This window comes from Microbispora bryophytorum (assembly GCF_043197435.1).
Lineage (GTDB): Bacteria > Actinomycetota > Actinomycetes > Streptosporangiales > Streptosporangiaceae > Microbispora > Microbispora bryophytorum.
This window is the reverse complement of record NZ_JBICTF010000005.1, coordinates 123145-138661: the sequence shown is the minus strand read 5'-3', so window position 1 is coordinate 138661 and position 15517 is coordinate 123145. Positions and strand designations below refer to the sequence as shown.

Genomic DNA, 15517 nt, shown 5'->3' with positions numbered 1-15517 from the left:
TTCCCCTCCTCTTGGTCCGTACAGCGCACGGCCTGTTTCCGCGCAGTGCGTGACGGACGGACAGTTAGTTAGCGCAACTAAGTTACCCCGACCGGATGGCATCGATGTTTCAGGGGCATGCCCCACGAAGACCACCATGGGGCCCTTAAACGGATTTGCGCGCTATCTGACCTGATTCCGGACGGCGGAAGGAGGCCGCGTCAGGACGTGAGCGCCCCGGCGATCACGTCGGCAAGGCTGTCCACCACCGTGTCGCGATCGAGCCCGGGGTTCCCCAGCCACCAGTCGCCGATGGCCTGCACCATGCCGACGAACGCGTGGCCGAGCACCCGGGCGCGTACCGGATCGGCGACGCCCTCCTCGGCGAGCAACGCGCCCAACTCCTCGCCGACGCCGCGCACGATGGCGGCCATCCGCGTGCGGGTGCGGCTGTCCTCGGCGCTGGCCCGGTAAAACAGGAAGCGGTAGAGGTTGGGGTTGGCGGAGATGGTCTCCAGGTAGGCCTCGATGGCGCCCCGGGCGCGGACCCGGGGGTCGGCCACGGGCCTGGCGATCTCCAGGCGCAGCAGGTCGACCACGACCCGCGTGTGGCGCTCCGCGAGCGCCTGGTAGAGGCCGCTCTTGTCGCCGAAATGGCGGTAGAGGATCGGCTTGGTGATCCCCGCCTCCGCCGCGATCGCGGCCATCGACGCCTGCGGGCCCTGTCTGCGGATCACCCGGTCGGCCGCGTCGAGCAGGTCCCTGCGCCGCTCCGGGCTCCGGCCGCCCGCCGCGCCACCCGTCGTACCTCCCGCCGTACCTCCCGCCGTACCTCCCGCCGCGCCGCCCGTCGTGAGCCCCGTCATGAGCACAGCATAGGTGCCGATTCCGCGTCTCCTGGATCAAGACCGGGCTCTATGGGCGATCACTCCGGTAATGTGCCGGACGCGGGTTTCTGGTCCGGGTTGTTGTGGTGTCACGGCTCCGCCGGGTCCTTCGGAGGTGTGGGGTGGGCGAGGCGGGCGGACCGCTGGTGCCGGGCTACGAGGTGCTCGGGATCCTCGGCCAGGGAGGCTTCGGGGTCGTCTACCGGGCCAGGCAGCTCGCGGTGGGCCGCGAGGTCGCGCTCAAGGTCGACAACCGTGTGCTCGTCTCCGACCGCGACCGGCGCAGGTTAATGCGCGAGGTGACGTCAGCCGGCGCCCTGTCCGGCCACCCGCACGTGGCCGACGTCTACGACGCGGGCGTGCTGCCCGACGGCCGGCCGTACATGGTGCTGGAGCTGTGCCCGAACGGGTCGCTGGCCGACCGGCTGCGCAGGGCCGGGCCCCTCGCCCCCCGCGAGGTGCGCGACATCGGCGTCAAGATCGCCGACGCGCTGGCCGCCGCCCATGCCGTGGGCGTCCTCCACCGCGACGTCAAGCCCGCCAACATCCTGGTCAACTCGTACGGCATGGTCGCCCTGTCGGACTTCGGGCTGGCCACGATGCCGGGGCAGGGCGGCGCGGCGCCGGGCGAGGTGTCGGTCACCCGCGAGTCGCTCACGCCCGCCTACGCGCCGCCGGAGGCGTTCGACCTCACCGAACCCACGGCCGCCGGAGACGTGTACGCGCTCTCGGCCACGTTGTACGCCCTGCTCCAGGGCAGGCCGCCGCGGTTCCCGGACAGCGGCGTGGTCAACATCGCGGCCATCATGGCGCTGCACCGGCTGCCCATCCCCGACATCCCCGGTGTGCCCGCCGCGCTCACCGCCGTCCTGCGCCACGGCATGGAGACCGATCCGGCCCAGCGGATCCCGACGGCCGCCCGGCTGCGGGACGCGCTCGCCGCCGTGACGCCCGACGGCCCCGCCCCTGCGGATCACCGGCATCCCGCCCCGCCGGGGCACTCGCTCACCGGTCCGGCCGGCGGCGTCCCCGCGAGCGGTCAGGACCTGCGCCGCGCGGCGACCGCGCCGAACGCGGCACCGGGCCCCTGGCCAGGCGGGCCTCGGCCGCGGAGCCCCCGGCAAGGGTCCGCTCCCCCGCCCCCGCCGCGCACCGGCATGTCCCGGCAGTCGATCGTGTTCGCCGTGATCGCCGCCGTCTTCGCCCTGCTGCTCACGGCCGGGATCGCGGCGCTGGCACTGGGGGACGGCGACCGGGGGGCGCGGCTCCCCGCCGTCCCCGGCTCCACGCCCGGCCTCGGCGCGGACCACACCAGACCCGGCCCCACGGACGCACTCTTCTGATCGCCGCCTCCCGGGTGCCCGGCACGGGCGAGGAGGCGGACGCGTCACGTGGGCGGCGGCTCCGGCGGCTTGCGCGCCCGCCTCGGTTTCGGCGCCGCGCCCTGCTCCCGCCGCGGCCCGTCGGCCACCGGCGTGCCGCGCGCCGCCGCCGCGCGTGTCTTCCCCGTGCTCGGCGGCTTCGCGGTCTTCCCGGTCTTCGCGGTCTTCCCGGTCTTCCCGGGCCTTTCCGGCTCCGCGGGCTCTCCCGGCTCCGCGGGCTCTCCCGGCTCCGCGGGCTCTCCCGGCTCCGCCGCGCCCGGCGCGGGCGGGGCCACCAGGGAGCCGTACTCGGTCAGTGAGTCCCGCAGGTAGTCGATGAGGTCCCACACGTCGGGCACCATGTCGCGGTCGGTCACGATCCCGAAGCCGAGCCTGCCGTCGTAGGAGAACACCGTGATGTTGATCCCCCCACTGACGTCCGTGATCACCGACATCGGGTAGAGCGCGGTGACCCGCGCCCCGCACACGTAGAGCGGCGTCTGGGGCCCCGGCACGTTGGAGATCATGAGGTTCATCGCGGAACCCGTACGCGAGGCGATCCGGAAGGCGGACCTGGCCGCCAGCGCGCTCAGCGCGGCCGGCATCGCCTGACTGAACTCCAGGAGCCAGGCCGCCGGCGCCGCGGCGAGGCGTTCCTTCAGCAGCCGCGTCGAGCGGTTCACCGTCATGAGCCGGTCGCGCGGATCGGCCACGTCCGTCGGCAGGGAGGTCATGGTCAGCATGACCTCGTTGGCGGCCGAGCCGTTCGCGGCCTGTCCCCGGGTGGAGACCGGGATCCCGGCGACGAGCGGCTGACGGGGCAGCTCGTCGCGCTTGGCCAGCCAGCGCCGCAGCGCCGTGGCGCACATCGCCATGACGACGTCGTTCACCGTGACGCCGGAGGCGTTCTTAATCCGCTTGACCTCCTCCAGGGGCAGCTGGCCGAACGCGAAGCGGCGGTGCCGCGAGATCGGCCCGGAGAACGGCGTGCGCGGCACCGCCATGCGTGGCAGCTCGGGCAGCGGCTCGGCGTCCCCGCCGATGCGGCGGACGAACCGCGAGACCAGCCCCGCCCCCGGGAGCTGCGCCACGAACGGCACCTCGTCCAGCCGCGGCACCGCCTCGGCGATGAAACGCAGCAGGGCGAGCGGGTTGTCCAGCACCCGGGCGACGCCCCTGATCACCATCTCCACCACGTCGGGGGCCGGCTGCGGCTCGGCCGCGGCCTCCGGGGGCACGGCGGCCGGCTCGGCCTCGAAGTCCATCACGGCGGCCAGCACCTCGGCCCCGGTGACGCCGTCGACGGCGGCGTGGTGGACCTTCGTGTAGATCGCCACCCGGCCCCCGGCCAGGCCGTGGATCAGGTAGATCTCCCACAACGGCCGCCCCCGGTCGAGCCGTGCCCCGTGCAGCCGGGCGACCTGCTCGGCGAGCTTGTGGTCGTCTCCGGGAGGCGGCAACGCCAGCTCCCGTACGTGGTAGTCGAAGTCGACCTCGCGATCCTCCGCCCAGTAGGGGTGGTCGAGCCCGAAGGGCACCTCGACCAGCCGCCTGCGCAGCGGCGGCGCGAGATGGAGCCGCCGCTTGAGCAGCGCGATCAGGTCCTCGCGGGTCAGCGCGCCGCCGGGCCTGCCGGAGGGGTCGAGAATCGTGAGCGCCGCGATGTGCGCGAGGTTGGTGCCCGTCTCGAAGTTGAGAAACTGCGCGTCGAAGGCGCTGACTTGCTGTGCCATGCCTACTCACGTGCCCCGAAACGCCGTGGTCGGACCACTCCCGCCCCTCGGGAGCGGCCCGCGTCCGGTCCCTCCGCCGCACGGCCGGCTCATGGCCACCCGGTGACCGGCGGCAGCGGCCTGGCCGGCGGAGGCCGTCCGTCGACGACTCGTGCGCACGTGGTGAGCGCGCCGGGCGGGAGGAGCGGTGCCGCTCCTTCGAACCAATCTCGCCCCGCCATGCGACGTTCCAACGGGTGGGCGATAATCGGCTGCCGACAGCAACCGAAAAGCGACGGGACATCGCCCGCACACGTCAAGGGCCACTTCCGGATGCGTGGAAAACCACACGGCCGGGCCGCGTATCACCGCCCGGGCACCTTGGCGCCGCAGCCCCCTTCCCCTGCCGGTCTTGACGGAATCCCAAAGCCATAATTTCATCAGGGCCACACGGGACAAATTCGTCTCACGAGAAGGGACGTCGGTTACTGTGAAACTCCGCTCTCGCCTGTGGACGTTGGCGACGGCCGTCGCGGTGATGCTTTCGGGCATGACGGGCATGGTGACTCCCGCCGCTTCCGGGGCGGTACAGAACGCACTGGTAACGAGCAGCTCAGGCGCTTTCAGAGCGGCCGGCGCCCTGTCGCCGCAATCGCTGGCCTCCCTTGCCGACGGCCATCTCTGCTGGTTGTTCTCCAACGGAAGCGACGCGCCACGCAAATACGACGCCTACAACGTCAGCTACACCGACGGATTCCAGTGCGACGGAGGGGTCCGCAAAATCCAGTTCACAATCGAACTCATCTACAACGGCGTCACAGGCGACACCGGCAGCGTGGTCGCGAGCAAGACGGTGTCCACGCTCACCAATCCCACGACGTCGCTGATGGCGGGGGTGTACGTCCAGGGCGCCTCATGCCCGCCGGGCTACTACTCGGGGCGGATCACCGGCACGGTCGACTTCCGGTCGGGAACGCCGTTGACCATCACGAGGACGTTCACCACCCGGCAGGCCGGCCCGTTCTCGTGCAGCCCGGTCATCGGCTGAGGCACAATGCCGTTAACTTTGATCATCTCCGCTGATTACGCGGCCTTGCCGAGCTTGTCGGCCTTGGCACTGCGGGTGGGGATCGCCAGGACGTTCGGGTGGGGTGGTGCGTTGAGTTGGGCGGGTTGGGGCTGGTCCAGCACCCAGAACGTGATTTTCGTGCGGGGAGGGAGGGGTTTCTTGACCGGGTCGCGTTGCTTGGGGAAGCGTCGCCCGGACCGGCGCTGCTCGCGTTTGAAGGACCGATCCCGCCGGGTCTCATCAAGCAGGTTGCGTGGGTCGGTGATCTCTAGATGACGTCGTCGACCAGGTCAGCAAGCGCAGAGGGGGGAAAGCGCCGCCTCGTCGGAGACGTGGCGGCGGACGGCCTGCACGGCGCGGGTGAAGGAGATCCTGTCAGGGTCGATCCGGACGCCCTCGGCGGCGGTGGCGATCAGGAGACGAATCGCCTGATAGACGCAGAGCAGGGCGTATACCTCCTGCCGGACCATGTCCGGGGACTTGGAGCGCAGCACCACCTCGGGTCCGCCACGCAGCCGGGTCTCCACATCGCCGATCGCGGTCTCCAGTTCCCAGCGTTCGGCATACCGGTCGGGGAACTCCTCCATCGGATACGCCTCGTGATCGAGGAGCGTGGTGGCCAGGCAGAACAGTTCACTGGACACACCGTCGTCGTCCTCGGGCGACAGGCTGTACTCGATGACGCGGACACCGATACCGGGGATGTCGGCGGGCGAGACCTTCTTACGCCGTAGCTTCCCGGCCTGTTCGGGGTCGGCGATCCGGGACAGGTAGCTGCCGTCGGGCAAGACCTGGAGGACCGGCAGGTCGACGCCCGCCTTGACCCGGAAGATCGCGTGCGCCCCGGTGGCGATCACCGCTGCCAGGTCCTCATGCGACAGGAAACCCCGATCCCCGACCACCAGGTCACCCGGCTTGAGCAGCGGCCACAGCCTGCGGGCCATCGTCTGCTCGCCCGCCCTCAGCGGGCCGACTTCCACTCCTTGCAGGGCCCGGCTGCCCGTCTCCGCCAGGGCAACCGTCCGGACCTGCGGGAAGGCACCCTCCCCCTTTTCATTGGAGGGGCGGCCGAAGAAGGCGTCGTTATCCTTGCCGGCCTGCACGTTCATGGTGAAGCCGTCGATCGCCAGTTTACGCAGCCCGCGCCAGTACGCCCACGGCGCCTCCCGCGGTCCGCTCTGCGCGGGCACCATCGACATGCCCAGCAATTCCGCGAGCGGTTCCCAGCCGAGCCGGACCCGGGCCTTGCTGATCGCCGCGGGCGAGGGCTGCATCCGGTTGTCGCGACGCAGCCGGAATGTCCGCGCCCAGGCCAGGCCGGTCAGCAGCCTGTTCCAGACCTCGCCATAGCCGGAGTCGAAAAACAGCGTCATCGCCATCGCGTAGTACATGACCACCCGAGCGGGCAGGTCACGTTTGCGCAGCTCGCGGGCGTCGCACGTATCGACCGCCGCGTCCACCATGTCCGGCGGGTACGCCGCCGTCAGCACGCCGATCCCAATCCGGTCCGGTAGCCCCGGCTCCCGGCCTGCCTTTACCCGCTGTCCCGGCCTCGCCACGCTGAGATCATACCGGCACCACGATCATCTAAGTTAACGGCATTGGGCCCGGCCCGATCGGTCCGGCGCACCGCGTGACATCGGAGTGAGAAATCACGCGGTGCGATCCGCAGACCGGCCCGCGTCCAGGACACGGCGGCCCGTTCCGGGGGGCCGGTGCGCCGGATCAGTGCCGGTGATCGGCGTCGGGCTGCGCGGGATCGGCCGGGTGCTCGTATCCCGGCATGAGCAGCACCGACTCGGCCTGCCGGCGGTCCAGCCACCGGGCGAAGGCCCGCTCCCCGGTCTCCTTCGCCAGCTCCGCGCGGAGCCGCTCCCGCACGGCCGCGTACGGCTCTCGCCGCGCCGCCTCGATCCGCTCGACCACCAGGGTCCAGGGGCCGCCGGGGCCCTGCACGGGCCCGACCGTCTCACCCTCGCGGGCGGCGAAGACCGCGTCCTCGATCGGCCCGGCGATCTGCCCTCGCCGGACCGGCCCGAACGGAACGACCCAGCGCGTCTCGGGCGTCGTGAAACGGTCGAGGTTGCGCCGGTAGTAGTCGCGCACCTCGTCCTCGGACGGCTCGCGGCCCGCGGAAAGCGCCCGGCACACCGCTCGCGCCGCCGGTGACGCCGCCAGCACCGCCGCCGCGACTCCTCCGGTGCGCAGCGCGCCCGCCAGGGTGAGCATGGCCCCGGGCGCGACGGCGTGCTCGGGCGCCAGGCCGAGGCGGGCCGCCTCCTGCTCGGCCAGCGCCTCGGCCACCATGACCTGCACCAGCCAGCGGCGCAGGTTGCGGCCCTCGGCGGACTCCGGGCGCGGCAGCCGCGCCGCGAGGGGGCCGCCGCGCAGCAGGCGTAGCCGCCGGTCCACCTCCGCGACCGTGACCACCTGCTCCCCCACCACCGCCGCGATCGCGCCGTCGCCCGCGAGGACGCCCTCCGGCGGGAAGACGCCCCCGGTCACGCGCGCCGCTCCCGGCGCCCCCGCGAGGGGGTGTCCATCGGCGAAGCGTGGCGCGGCACCGGCCGGCGCGCCGCGGGTCGGGGGAACGTCCGGGCCGTTCACCGCTCGACCTCGACCTCGATCGTGTCGGTGTAGTGCAGCCACCCGGCGCAGGCGATCTTCACCAGCCCCCACCAGCGGCCCGGGCGAGCGCCCGGCGGCACGCGTACCGGAAAGCGCACCTCCGCCTCACCCTCGGGCGGCACGACCGCCCCGCTGTTCCACTCGGGGAACATCTCGAACGTCTGCCACGGGCTGACGAGCTGCGCCTGCGCGCTGACCGGCGACCGTGCCTCGGACCGCAGCCGGACCACGACCTCCGCCCGGCCGCCGGGCGTCAGCCGCAGGTGTGGCGGGTGGCCGAGCCCCTCCAGCGTCACCTCCAGCCCCGGTGATCGCCGCCCGCTCTCCCCCGGCCGGAACACGTGCAGCCGGGTCACGTCCTCGTACGCCTGGCCGCCGGACTCGATGCGCGCGGTGAGCAGGTGGAGGCCGGTCTCGGCGTCGGCGGGCGGCGTGAGCCGAACCGGCACGGTGGCGTGGCCTCCGGGACGCAGCACGTACGGCCGGACGGCGGGCGCCACCGACCAGCCGTCGGGGGCGGTGAGCGTGACCACGCCCTGCGCCAGGTCCTCCGTGAGGCCGGAGGCGACGGTCAGGGTGAGGTCCGCCGGCCCCGCGACGTCCAGGTCGGACGGGGACAGGTGCACGGCGACCGGCAGGTCGCCCATCGGCGCGGGCCCGGTGTTGTTCAGCCAGTAGCGCGTGTGGACCGGCTGGTGCGGCTCGGTCTCCGGCACCTCCGGCACGGTCCCGCCGGCCGCCGGCCTGCCACCGGTCGCCGCGCCACCGGTCACCGGATCGGCCGCCCGCTCCCCCACCACATCTGGGGGAGGCCCGGGACGGAGCGGAGCGACCAGCGTGACGATCTCCATGCCGTCGAGGGTGCCGGGGGCGTCCCCGGTGACGTTCTCCAGGAGGTCGGCCCGCCGCCACGGCGCCGTTCCCTCGGAGCCCGTGCTCAGGGGCAGCGTCGTGGTGATCGACAACGGGACGGTCCGGCCGCCGGCCTCGTACACGCGGGCGGTCAGCGCGGTCACCGGACCGGGCGCCCGGCCCGAGGCGATCGGATTGCCCGCCGCCTTGAGCGCGGTGAGGACCAGGCCGGGCCCGGTCTCCAGGAACGACCGCGACTCGCCCGCCTGCCCGTCCCGCCCGACCCGCCCGACCCCGCCCACGGTCGCCGCCAGCGGGTGGTTGACGTCGTGGCCGAGCCGGACGAGATCGGCCGCGCGCCAGTCACCCGGAGCGGCCACCAGGGAGCACTCGAACGAGTGGGTCCAGTGCTGGAGCTGGAAGCCGGAGCCGTCGGGCGCGGTGCGGCGCGGCGGGTCGATCCACACGCCGGACGGCCAGCCGGTGCACGACCGCATCAGCGACACATGCAGCGCCCCCGACGGATCGACCGCGAAGCCCGGGGTGCCCCGGTTCACCAGCCCGATCGTGTAGTCGTCGAGGACCGCGTCCGCGGGCTCGGCGTCCGTCACCACCTCCACGACCGCGTCGGCGAGGTCCTCGATCAGCTCCCCGACCGCGCCCTCCCCGCAGACCACGAGCACCGGCAGGTCGCGCAGGCCGGTGAGATCCGCGCCCGGCACCCAGACCTTCTCCAGCGGCTCGTCCGCGGGCACCCACAGGCGGGCCCGGCCCTCGGCGTCGAGACGCGCGCGCAGCTCCGCGGCCTCCGCGTCGTCCAGCAGCGCCGCGACGAACGGGTTCTCCTCGGGCGTGCCGACCGCGATGCGCACGTCGGGGAGGTTGGAGTCCACGGCGAGGTCGCCGTATCGGGGCCCGGACCCGGTGGAGCACGTCGAGGTCACCCCCTGCCGTACGAGCGCCACCGCGAGGTCCCTCAGGTCGCCGGCGGCCTCGTCCCCGGGCGCGATGATCTCGGCGATGCCGACGGCCCGCGCGCCGAGGGGCCGTCCGGCGGGCGAGCGCAGCGCGACGCGGGCGGTGGACGACAGCGCGAACCAGTGGTGCGCGGGGTTGTCCAGCGTCCACGGGTGCTCCGCGGCGTCCACGTCGATCAGGCCGAACCCGCGGCCGACGACGGCGCCGGCGACCTCGCTGACCGGCAGCGCCCCCGGCACCCGCACCGGCCAGCGCAGCCGGATCAGCACATCGGAGCCGTGGAACTCGTCCACGTGGGTGGTGAGGTCCACCCGCGCCAGCCCGTCCCAGAGCGTGATCTCCTGGGTGTAGACGACCGGTCCGATCCGACCGCCGACGATGATCCGCCGGCCCGCCGGACACTCGGCGACGGCGACCTCCGCGGGGGCCCCGGCCGAGCCGCTGACCCCGCCGCTCGGCACCAGGTGCCAGGGGCCCTCGCCGAAGCGGGGGTGCGCCGGGTGCTCGTCGTAGACGAGCAGTTCGTTGCCCACCCGGTCCTGCTGCAGCAGCTCGCGGCCCTCGACGGTGAGGCTCGACACCGTTCCGCCGCGCTCGGGGTCGACCTCCACCGTGTGCGTGGCGTTCTCGATCCTGCTCCCCTCGCGTACGGCCCAGCCGATCGGGGCGGGCTCGGCGGTGGGCACCACCCGGAACGTGCGGTATCCGAGCGCGGGCACGTCGCCGGCGACGAAGACCGCGTCCACGGCCGCGAGGCTGCCGTCGGGGTGCCGCTCGGGATGTTCGAGCAGCAGACCGCGCGCGGGCGGGTCGAGCGCGACGCCGTACGCCCCCGGCTCGGGCAACGTCAGCCGCACGCGGACGAGGTCGGTCCTGGGCCAGGAGGAGGGATTCCAGACGGCGACGCCGGTCAGGCCCGCGCCGAGGCGGCGCAGCGACGCGTCGAGGACCCGCCCGCCCAGGTCGTACGCCTCCCGCCAGCCCGTCATCAGGTCGAGGTAGACCTGGTCGGACTCCGACCCGGTGATGCCGTCGTGGTGCGCGCCGTACGCGATCTGCCGCCAGGCCTTGTCGAGGGCGGCGTGCGGGTAGGGCGCGCCGAGGGTCGCGGTGGCGACGGCGGCGAACTTCTCGGCGTCGGCGAGCCGCGTCTCGGCGTGCCGCTGCGCCTGTTTGGTGTCGATGTACGACACGTCCTTGCCGGTGTAGATCGGGTTCATGTCCCGCGTCTGCGCCGTCAGGCGGACGCCCTCGTCCCGCACGGCGGCGAAGAAGTCCCTCGGTAGCCCGCAGACGAACCGGGGCGAGACGTAGCGCCGGTTCCAGTCGCGCTGGATCTCCATGACCCACGTGTTGGGCGGGGTGTAGTCGGTGCCGACGGGCAGCAGCACGTTGCGGGTCGCGGCGACCTTCTTGAGCAGCGTGAACAGTTCGTAGACGGCGGCCTCGGCCCGCTCCAGAGTGGGCGCGGAGTCCATCCACCATCCGGCGCTGTAGTGCGCCGGCATGTAGTGCGTCGTGACCCCGCGCCCCGACGGCGACACCCACTCGAACTCGGAGGGGAACTGCATCACCGAGGGGTCGCCCCAGCCGCCGCCGGCGAGCATCGGGCCCCACTGGTGGTAGGGCCCGCGCGCCCACGAGCTGGAGGTCAGCCCCGCCTCGGCGGCCAGCCCGGGGAACTGGGGGTCGTGCCCGAACGCGTCGAGCTGCCAGGCCGTCGCCGGGTCGCCGCCGAGCACGTCGCGCTGGAAGCCGATTCCGTGGACGATGTTGCGGATCGTCGCCTCGGGCCCGGTCAGGTTGGTGTTCGGCTCGTTGTACGTGCCGCCCATGAGCTCCAAGCGGCCCTCGGCGAGCAGGCGGCGTAGGTAGGCCCGGTCCTCGGGGTGGGCGTTCCAGTACGGCTTGAGGTAGTCGGCCTCCGCGAGCACGAACGTGTATTCGGGCTCCCTCCTGGCGGTGTCGAGGTGGAGCCGGACGAGGTCGAATCCCGCGTGCTGGAACTCCTGCCGGTTCGCCTGCGCCAGCCCTCCCGCGTGGTCCCAGGTGGCGGTGTAGGCGGCCTGGGTGTTCCACCAGACCGGGTCGTAGTGGAAGTGGGGGATCATCCAGACCGTCCACCCCGGCTCGGCAACGAGCAGCTCGTCCTCGGCCGTGCACCGCTCCCGGCCCGCGGCGGCCCGCACGGTGATCGGGACGCGCGCGCCCGGGACCGCGGCGGGCGCGGCCGCCTCCACGGGCGCCTCGACGTCCACGGGCACCTCGACAACCACGGGCACCTCGACAACCACGGGCGTCTCGACATCCACCGCCGCCGCGACGACCACGGGCACCTCGACCACCACCCGCATCGTGCCGGAGGGCCGCCCGTCGGCCGTGTGCTCGCCCCGCACCCCGGGGCCGGTGACCTCGACCACCGGGGACGCGTCGTCCGGCACCTCGTCGAGGACGACGCGGACCACCTGGCGCGGGCCCTCGCCGGTGGCCGTGCGGACGAACAGCTCGGTGGATTCGACGGCGGTGATGCGCATGCGCACCCCTAACTGCGGCTCCCCACGGCGGCCGCTGGGGGGACAGGTGACGGTCGAGACATCCCCCCTGCGCGCCGGCCTCACCCCTGCGATCTCGGCGGGCCGTCCCGCTCCGGCACCGCCGTGCGCGAGCCCCGCTTCGCGGCGCCGTACGTCTCGGGTTCGTGGGCCGGTTCGGACGGCCGCCCGTCGCCGAGCCCCAGGCCGAGGTCGGAGGAGCCGGCCGGCTTCACCCGGCGAAGCGGGCCGCGGCGTCCCTGATGAGGCCGCGGGCGCCTTCGGTGACGGGCTCGCCGTGGCCGAAGCAGGCGATCTCGACGTCGAGCGCCGCCTGCCGTGCCAGCGAGGCGACCGCACCGGCCGGGTCGGCGTTGAACACGCCGAGGATGACCTGCCCGTCGGGGGCGCGGGCGACGGTGTCTCCGGTGAACAGCACGCCCGGCCCGGGCAGGTGCACCGCGAGGCTGCCGGGAGTGTGACCGGGCACGGCCAGCACCTGCGCCCCGCCGCCGAAGTCCAGCGTGTCGCCGTCGCCCAGTTCGCGGTCCACCCGCACGGGCGGCGCGGGCACGTGCGGCATGCCCACGTGGACCGCGTCCCACAGCTCCTGCTCCCATGCGGACAGGACCGGCGGAGGTCCGGCCGCCTCGCCACGGACGAAGGGCGCGTCGTCGCGGTGGGCGTAGACGGTGACGTCGCCCCAGGTGGCGATGTCGGCGGCCGAGCCGGTGTGGTCCTCGTGGAAGTGCGTCAGCACCAGGCGCCGCACGTCGGACGGCGTGTGCCCAAGCGAACGGACGGCGTCCGCGATGAGCGGCGCGGAGCCGGGAACCCCGGAGTCGATCAGGGTCAGCCCGTCGCGGTCGCGCCACAGATAGACGTGCCCCACGGGAAACCGCAGGAAATACAGGCTGGGGAGCAGTTCGACCAGATCCATGTGGCGAGGTTAGGGTCGCCCGGCCGGCCACCGGCACGACCTTCGCCGGCAGCGGATCCGCCCTGGGCGGAAGCCGGGCTGCGTGCGTGAAACTTTCCTCTCCCCCGGCTGGTGGCGAGTGTCCGGGAGTCACATCGTTTGACCCGAATTCCCGGCGATTCCTACGGTCGGCGGGACCCCCTAGGAGGACGTGATGACATCCCGGCTGAGACCCGTCTGGATACCGGCGCTCGTGGCGCTGCTCGCCGTGGCGCTGGGCGCCGTCTCCATCACCGGCCGCGGGGTCGCGCGGGCGGCGGACGCCCCCTACAAGGATCCGAGCCTTCCGGTCGCGACGCGGGTGAACGACCTGCTGTCCAGGATGTCGCTCGACGACAAGGTCGGGCAGATGACCCAGGCCGACCGGTCGGCCCTGACGACGATCTCCGACGTGGCGACGTACCGGCTGGGCTCCATCCTGTCCGGCGGCGGTTCGGCGCCCTCATCGAACACTCCGTCGTCCTGGGCCGACATGTACGACAACTTCCAGCGGCAGGCGCTGTCCACCTCGCTCGGCATTCCGATGATCTACGGGATCGACGCGGTGCACGGGCACAACAACGTCGTCGGCGCCACGATCTTCCCGCACAACATCGGGCTCGGCGCGACCCGCGACCCCGACCTGGTGGAGCGCGTCGGGCGGGCGACGGCCGAGGAGGTGGCGGGCACCGGGATCGACTGGACCTTCGCGCCCTGCCTGTGCGTGGCCCGCAACGACCGCTGGGGCCGCACCTACGAGTCCTTCGGCGAGGACCCGCAACTCGTCTCCCAGATGACGACGATCGTGGACGGCTTCCAGAAGGCCGGGAACGCCTCCATCCTCGCCACCGCCAAGCACTATGTCGGCGACGGCGGCACCACGGGCGGCAGGGACCAGGGCAACACCGAGCTGAGCGAGGCCGACCTGCGCGCGATCCACCTCGCGCCGTTCAAGGCCGCCGTGCAGCGCGGCGTGGGTTCCGTCATGGTGTCCTACAGCTCCTGGAACGGCGCGAAGATGCACGGCAACAAATACCTGATCACCGACGTGCTGAAGGGCGAGCTGGGCTTCACGGGCTTCGTGGTCACCGACTGGGCGGGCATCGACCAGCTCGACGGCCAGAGCGGCTTCACCGCGAGCGAGATCACCACGGCGATCAACGCGGGCGTCGACATGGTGATGGTGCCGAACGACTACAAGCGGTTCATCTCGCTGCTGAAGTCGGAGGTCCAGGCGGGCCGGATCCCGACGTCGCGGATCGACGACGCCAACCGGCGCATCCTGACCAAGAAGTTCGAGCTGGGACTGTTCGAGAGGCCGCTGACCGACCGGTCCTACACCTCCACCGTGGGCAGCACGGCGCACCGCGCCATCGCCCGCGAGGCCGTACGCAAGTCGCTGGTGCTGCTGAAGAACGCCGGCAACGTGCTCCCGCTCGGCAAGAGCGGCGGCAAGATCTTCGTGGCGGGCAAGAGCGCCGACGACATCGGCAACCAGAGCGGCGGCTGGACGATCAGCTGGCAGGGCTCGTCGGGCAACATCACCACCGGCACCACGATCCTGCAGGGCATCCGCGACGCCGTCGGCTCGGGTGCCCAGGTCACCTACAACCGCGACGGCAGCGGCATCGACTCCTCCTACCGCGCCGCGATCGCCGTCGTGGGCGAGACGCCGTACGCGGAGGGCCAGGGCGACCGGACCGGGTCGATGGGCCTGGACTCGACCGACCTGGCCACGCTGCAGCGGCTTAAGGCGTCCGGCGTGCCGCTGGTGGTGGTGCTCGTCTCCGGCCGGCCGCTGGACATCGCCGGTCAGCTCGACCAGTGGAACGCGCTGGTGGCGGCCTGGCTGCCGGGAACCGAGGGGCGCGGCGTGGCCGACGTGCTGTTCGGCGACTACGCTCCGACGGCGAAGCTGCCGATGACCTGGATGCGCAGCGCCGACCAGCAGCCGATCAACGCCGGGGACGGCAAGCAGGCGCTGTTCGAGTACGGGTTCGGGCTGACCTACACGGGCGCCAGTCCGTCCCCGTCGCCTTCCCCCTCGCACTCTCCGTCCCCGTCGCCCTCTCCGTCCCCGTCTCCGTCACCTTCTCCGTCCCCGTCTCCGTCACCTTCTCCGTCACCTTCTCCGTCACCTTCCCGGTCGCCTTCTCCGTCCCCCAGCCCATCGCCCAGTGCCAGCCCGTCGCCTTCGCCGTCGCCGTCGCCGTCGGCCGGAGGGTGTGCGGTGACGTACAAGGTGAACGACTGGGGCGGCGGGTTCACCGCCGACGTGACGATCACCAACAGGTCGTCGAGCCCGGTCAACGGCTGGCGGCTCCAGTGGACCTACGCCGGCGACCAGAAGGTCACCGGCTACTGGAACTCGGCGATCACGCAGTCGGGCCGGGAGGTCAGCGCGTCCAACGCCGCCTGGAACGCGACCATCGGCGCGGGCGGCGGCACGGCGAGCTTCGGCTTCCAGGGGTCCTACAGCGGCGCCAACGCCGCGCCCACCGCGTTCACCCTGAACGGAACGGCCTGCGCGACCGGATGACCGCGCGCCCGAGGGGGCGGGGA

At 72.7% G+C, this 15517-nt stretch carries 10 protein-coding genes; 3 read left to right on the top strand and 7 right to left on the bottom strand.

The genetic code is table 11. The features are described 5' to 3' along the window. Window positions 1-200: 200 nt before the first annotated feature. Window positions 201-845, bottom strand: a complete 645-nt coding sequence (locus tag ACGFIB_RS18005) for a TetR family transcriptional regulator (protein WP_393373091.1) — start codon at window positions 843-845, stop codon at window positions 201-203. A gap of 143 nt (window positions 846-988) precedes the next feature. On the opposite strand from ACGFIB_RS18005, the gene ACGFIB_RS18000 reads away from it, so the two are divergent. Further along, a complete protein-coding gene (locus ACGFIB_RS18000) occupies window positions 989-2209 on the top strand; it encodes a serine/threonine-protein kinase (protein WP_393373089.1) in 1221 nt (406 codons plus the stop codon). A 44-nt stretch (window positions 2210-2253) separates the two neighbouring features. Here ACGFIB_RS18000 and ACGFIB_RS17995 read toward each other — a convergent pair whose 3' ends face one another. Then, window positions 2254-3960, bottom strand: a complete 1707-nt coding sequence (locus ACGFIB_RS17995; RefSeq protein ID WP_393373086.1) for a WS/DGAT/MGAT family O-acyltransferase — start codon at window positions 3958-3960, stop codon at window positions 2254-2256. A 496-nt stretch (window positions 3961-4456) separates the two neighbouring features. Here ACGFIB_RS17995 and ACGFIB_RS17990 point away from each other — a divergent pair, with 496 nt between their 5' ends. Continuing rightward, a complete protein-coding gene (locus ACGFIB_RS17990; protein ID WP_393373083.1) occupies window positions 4457-4987 on the top strand; it encodes a hypothetical protein in 531 nt (176 codons plus the stop codon). A 311-nt stretch (window positions 4988-5298) separates the two neighbouring features. On the opposite strand, the gene ACGFIB_RS17985 is transcribed toward ACGFIB_RS17990, so the two are convergent. The 5 genes from ACGFIB_RS17985 to ACGFIB_RS17965 form a co-directional block, all read right to left on the bottom strand. After that, window positions 5299-6567 carry an IS4 family transposase gene (locus ACGFIB_RS17985; protein WP_393373080.1) on the bottom strand — a complete coding sequence of 423 codons (1269 nt, stop codon included), beginning with the start codon at window positions 6565-6567 and terminating at the stop codon, window positions 5299-5301. A 166-nt stretch (window positions 6568-6733) separates the two neighbouring features. After that, window positions 6734-7513, bottom strand: a complete 780-nt coding sequence (locus ACGFIB_RS17980) for a peptidylprolyl isomerase (RefSeq protein ID WP_393373077.1) — start codon at window positions 7511-7513, stop codon at window positions 6734-6736. A gap of 98 nt (window positions 7514-7611) precedes the next feature. After that, a complete protein-coding gene (locus ACGFIB_RS17975; protein ID WP_393373075.1) occupies window positions 7612-12000 on the bottom strand; it encodes a glycoside hydrolase family 38 N-terminal domain-containing protein in 4389 nt (1462 codons plus the stop codon). Between the two features lie 80 nt (window positions 12001-12080). Beyond that, window positions 12081-12233 carry a hypothetical protein gene (locus ACGFIB_RS17970; RefSeq protein ID WP_393373072.1) on the bottom strand — a complete coding sequence of 51 codons (153 nt, stop codon included), beginning with the start codon at window positions 12231-12233 and terminating at the stop codon, window positions 12081-12083. Further along, complete coding sequence (locus tag ACGFIB_RS17965) at window positions 12230-12937, bottom strand: MBL fold metallo-hydrolase (RefSeq protein WP_393373069.1); 708 nt, start codon at window positions 12935-12937, stop codon at window positions 12230-12232. Before ACGFIB_RS17965 ends, ACGFIB_RS17970 begins: the two co-directional genes overlap by 4 nt. A 193-nt stretch (window positions 12938-13130) precedes the next feature. On the opposite strand from ACGFIB_RS17965, the gene ACGFIB_RS17960 reads away from it, so the two are divergent. After that, on the top strand, window positions 13131-15494 hold the full coding sequence (locus ACGFIB_RS17960) for a glycoside hydrolase family 3 N-terminal domain-containing protein (RefSeq protein WP_393373066.1): 2364 nt from the start codon (window positions 13131-13133) through the stop codon (window positions 15492-15494). Window positions 15495-15517: the final 23 nt, after the last annotated feature.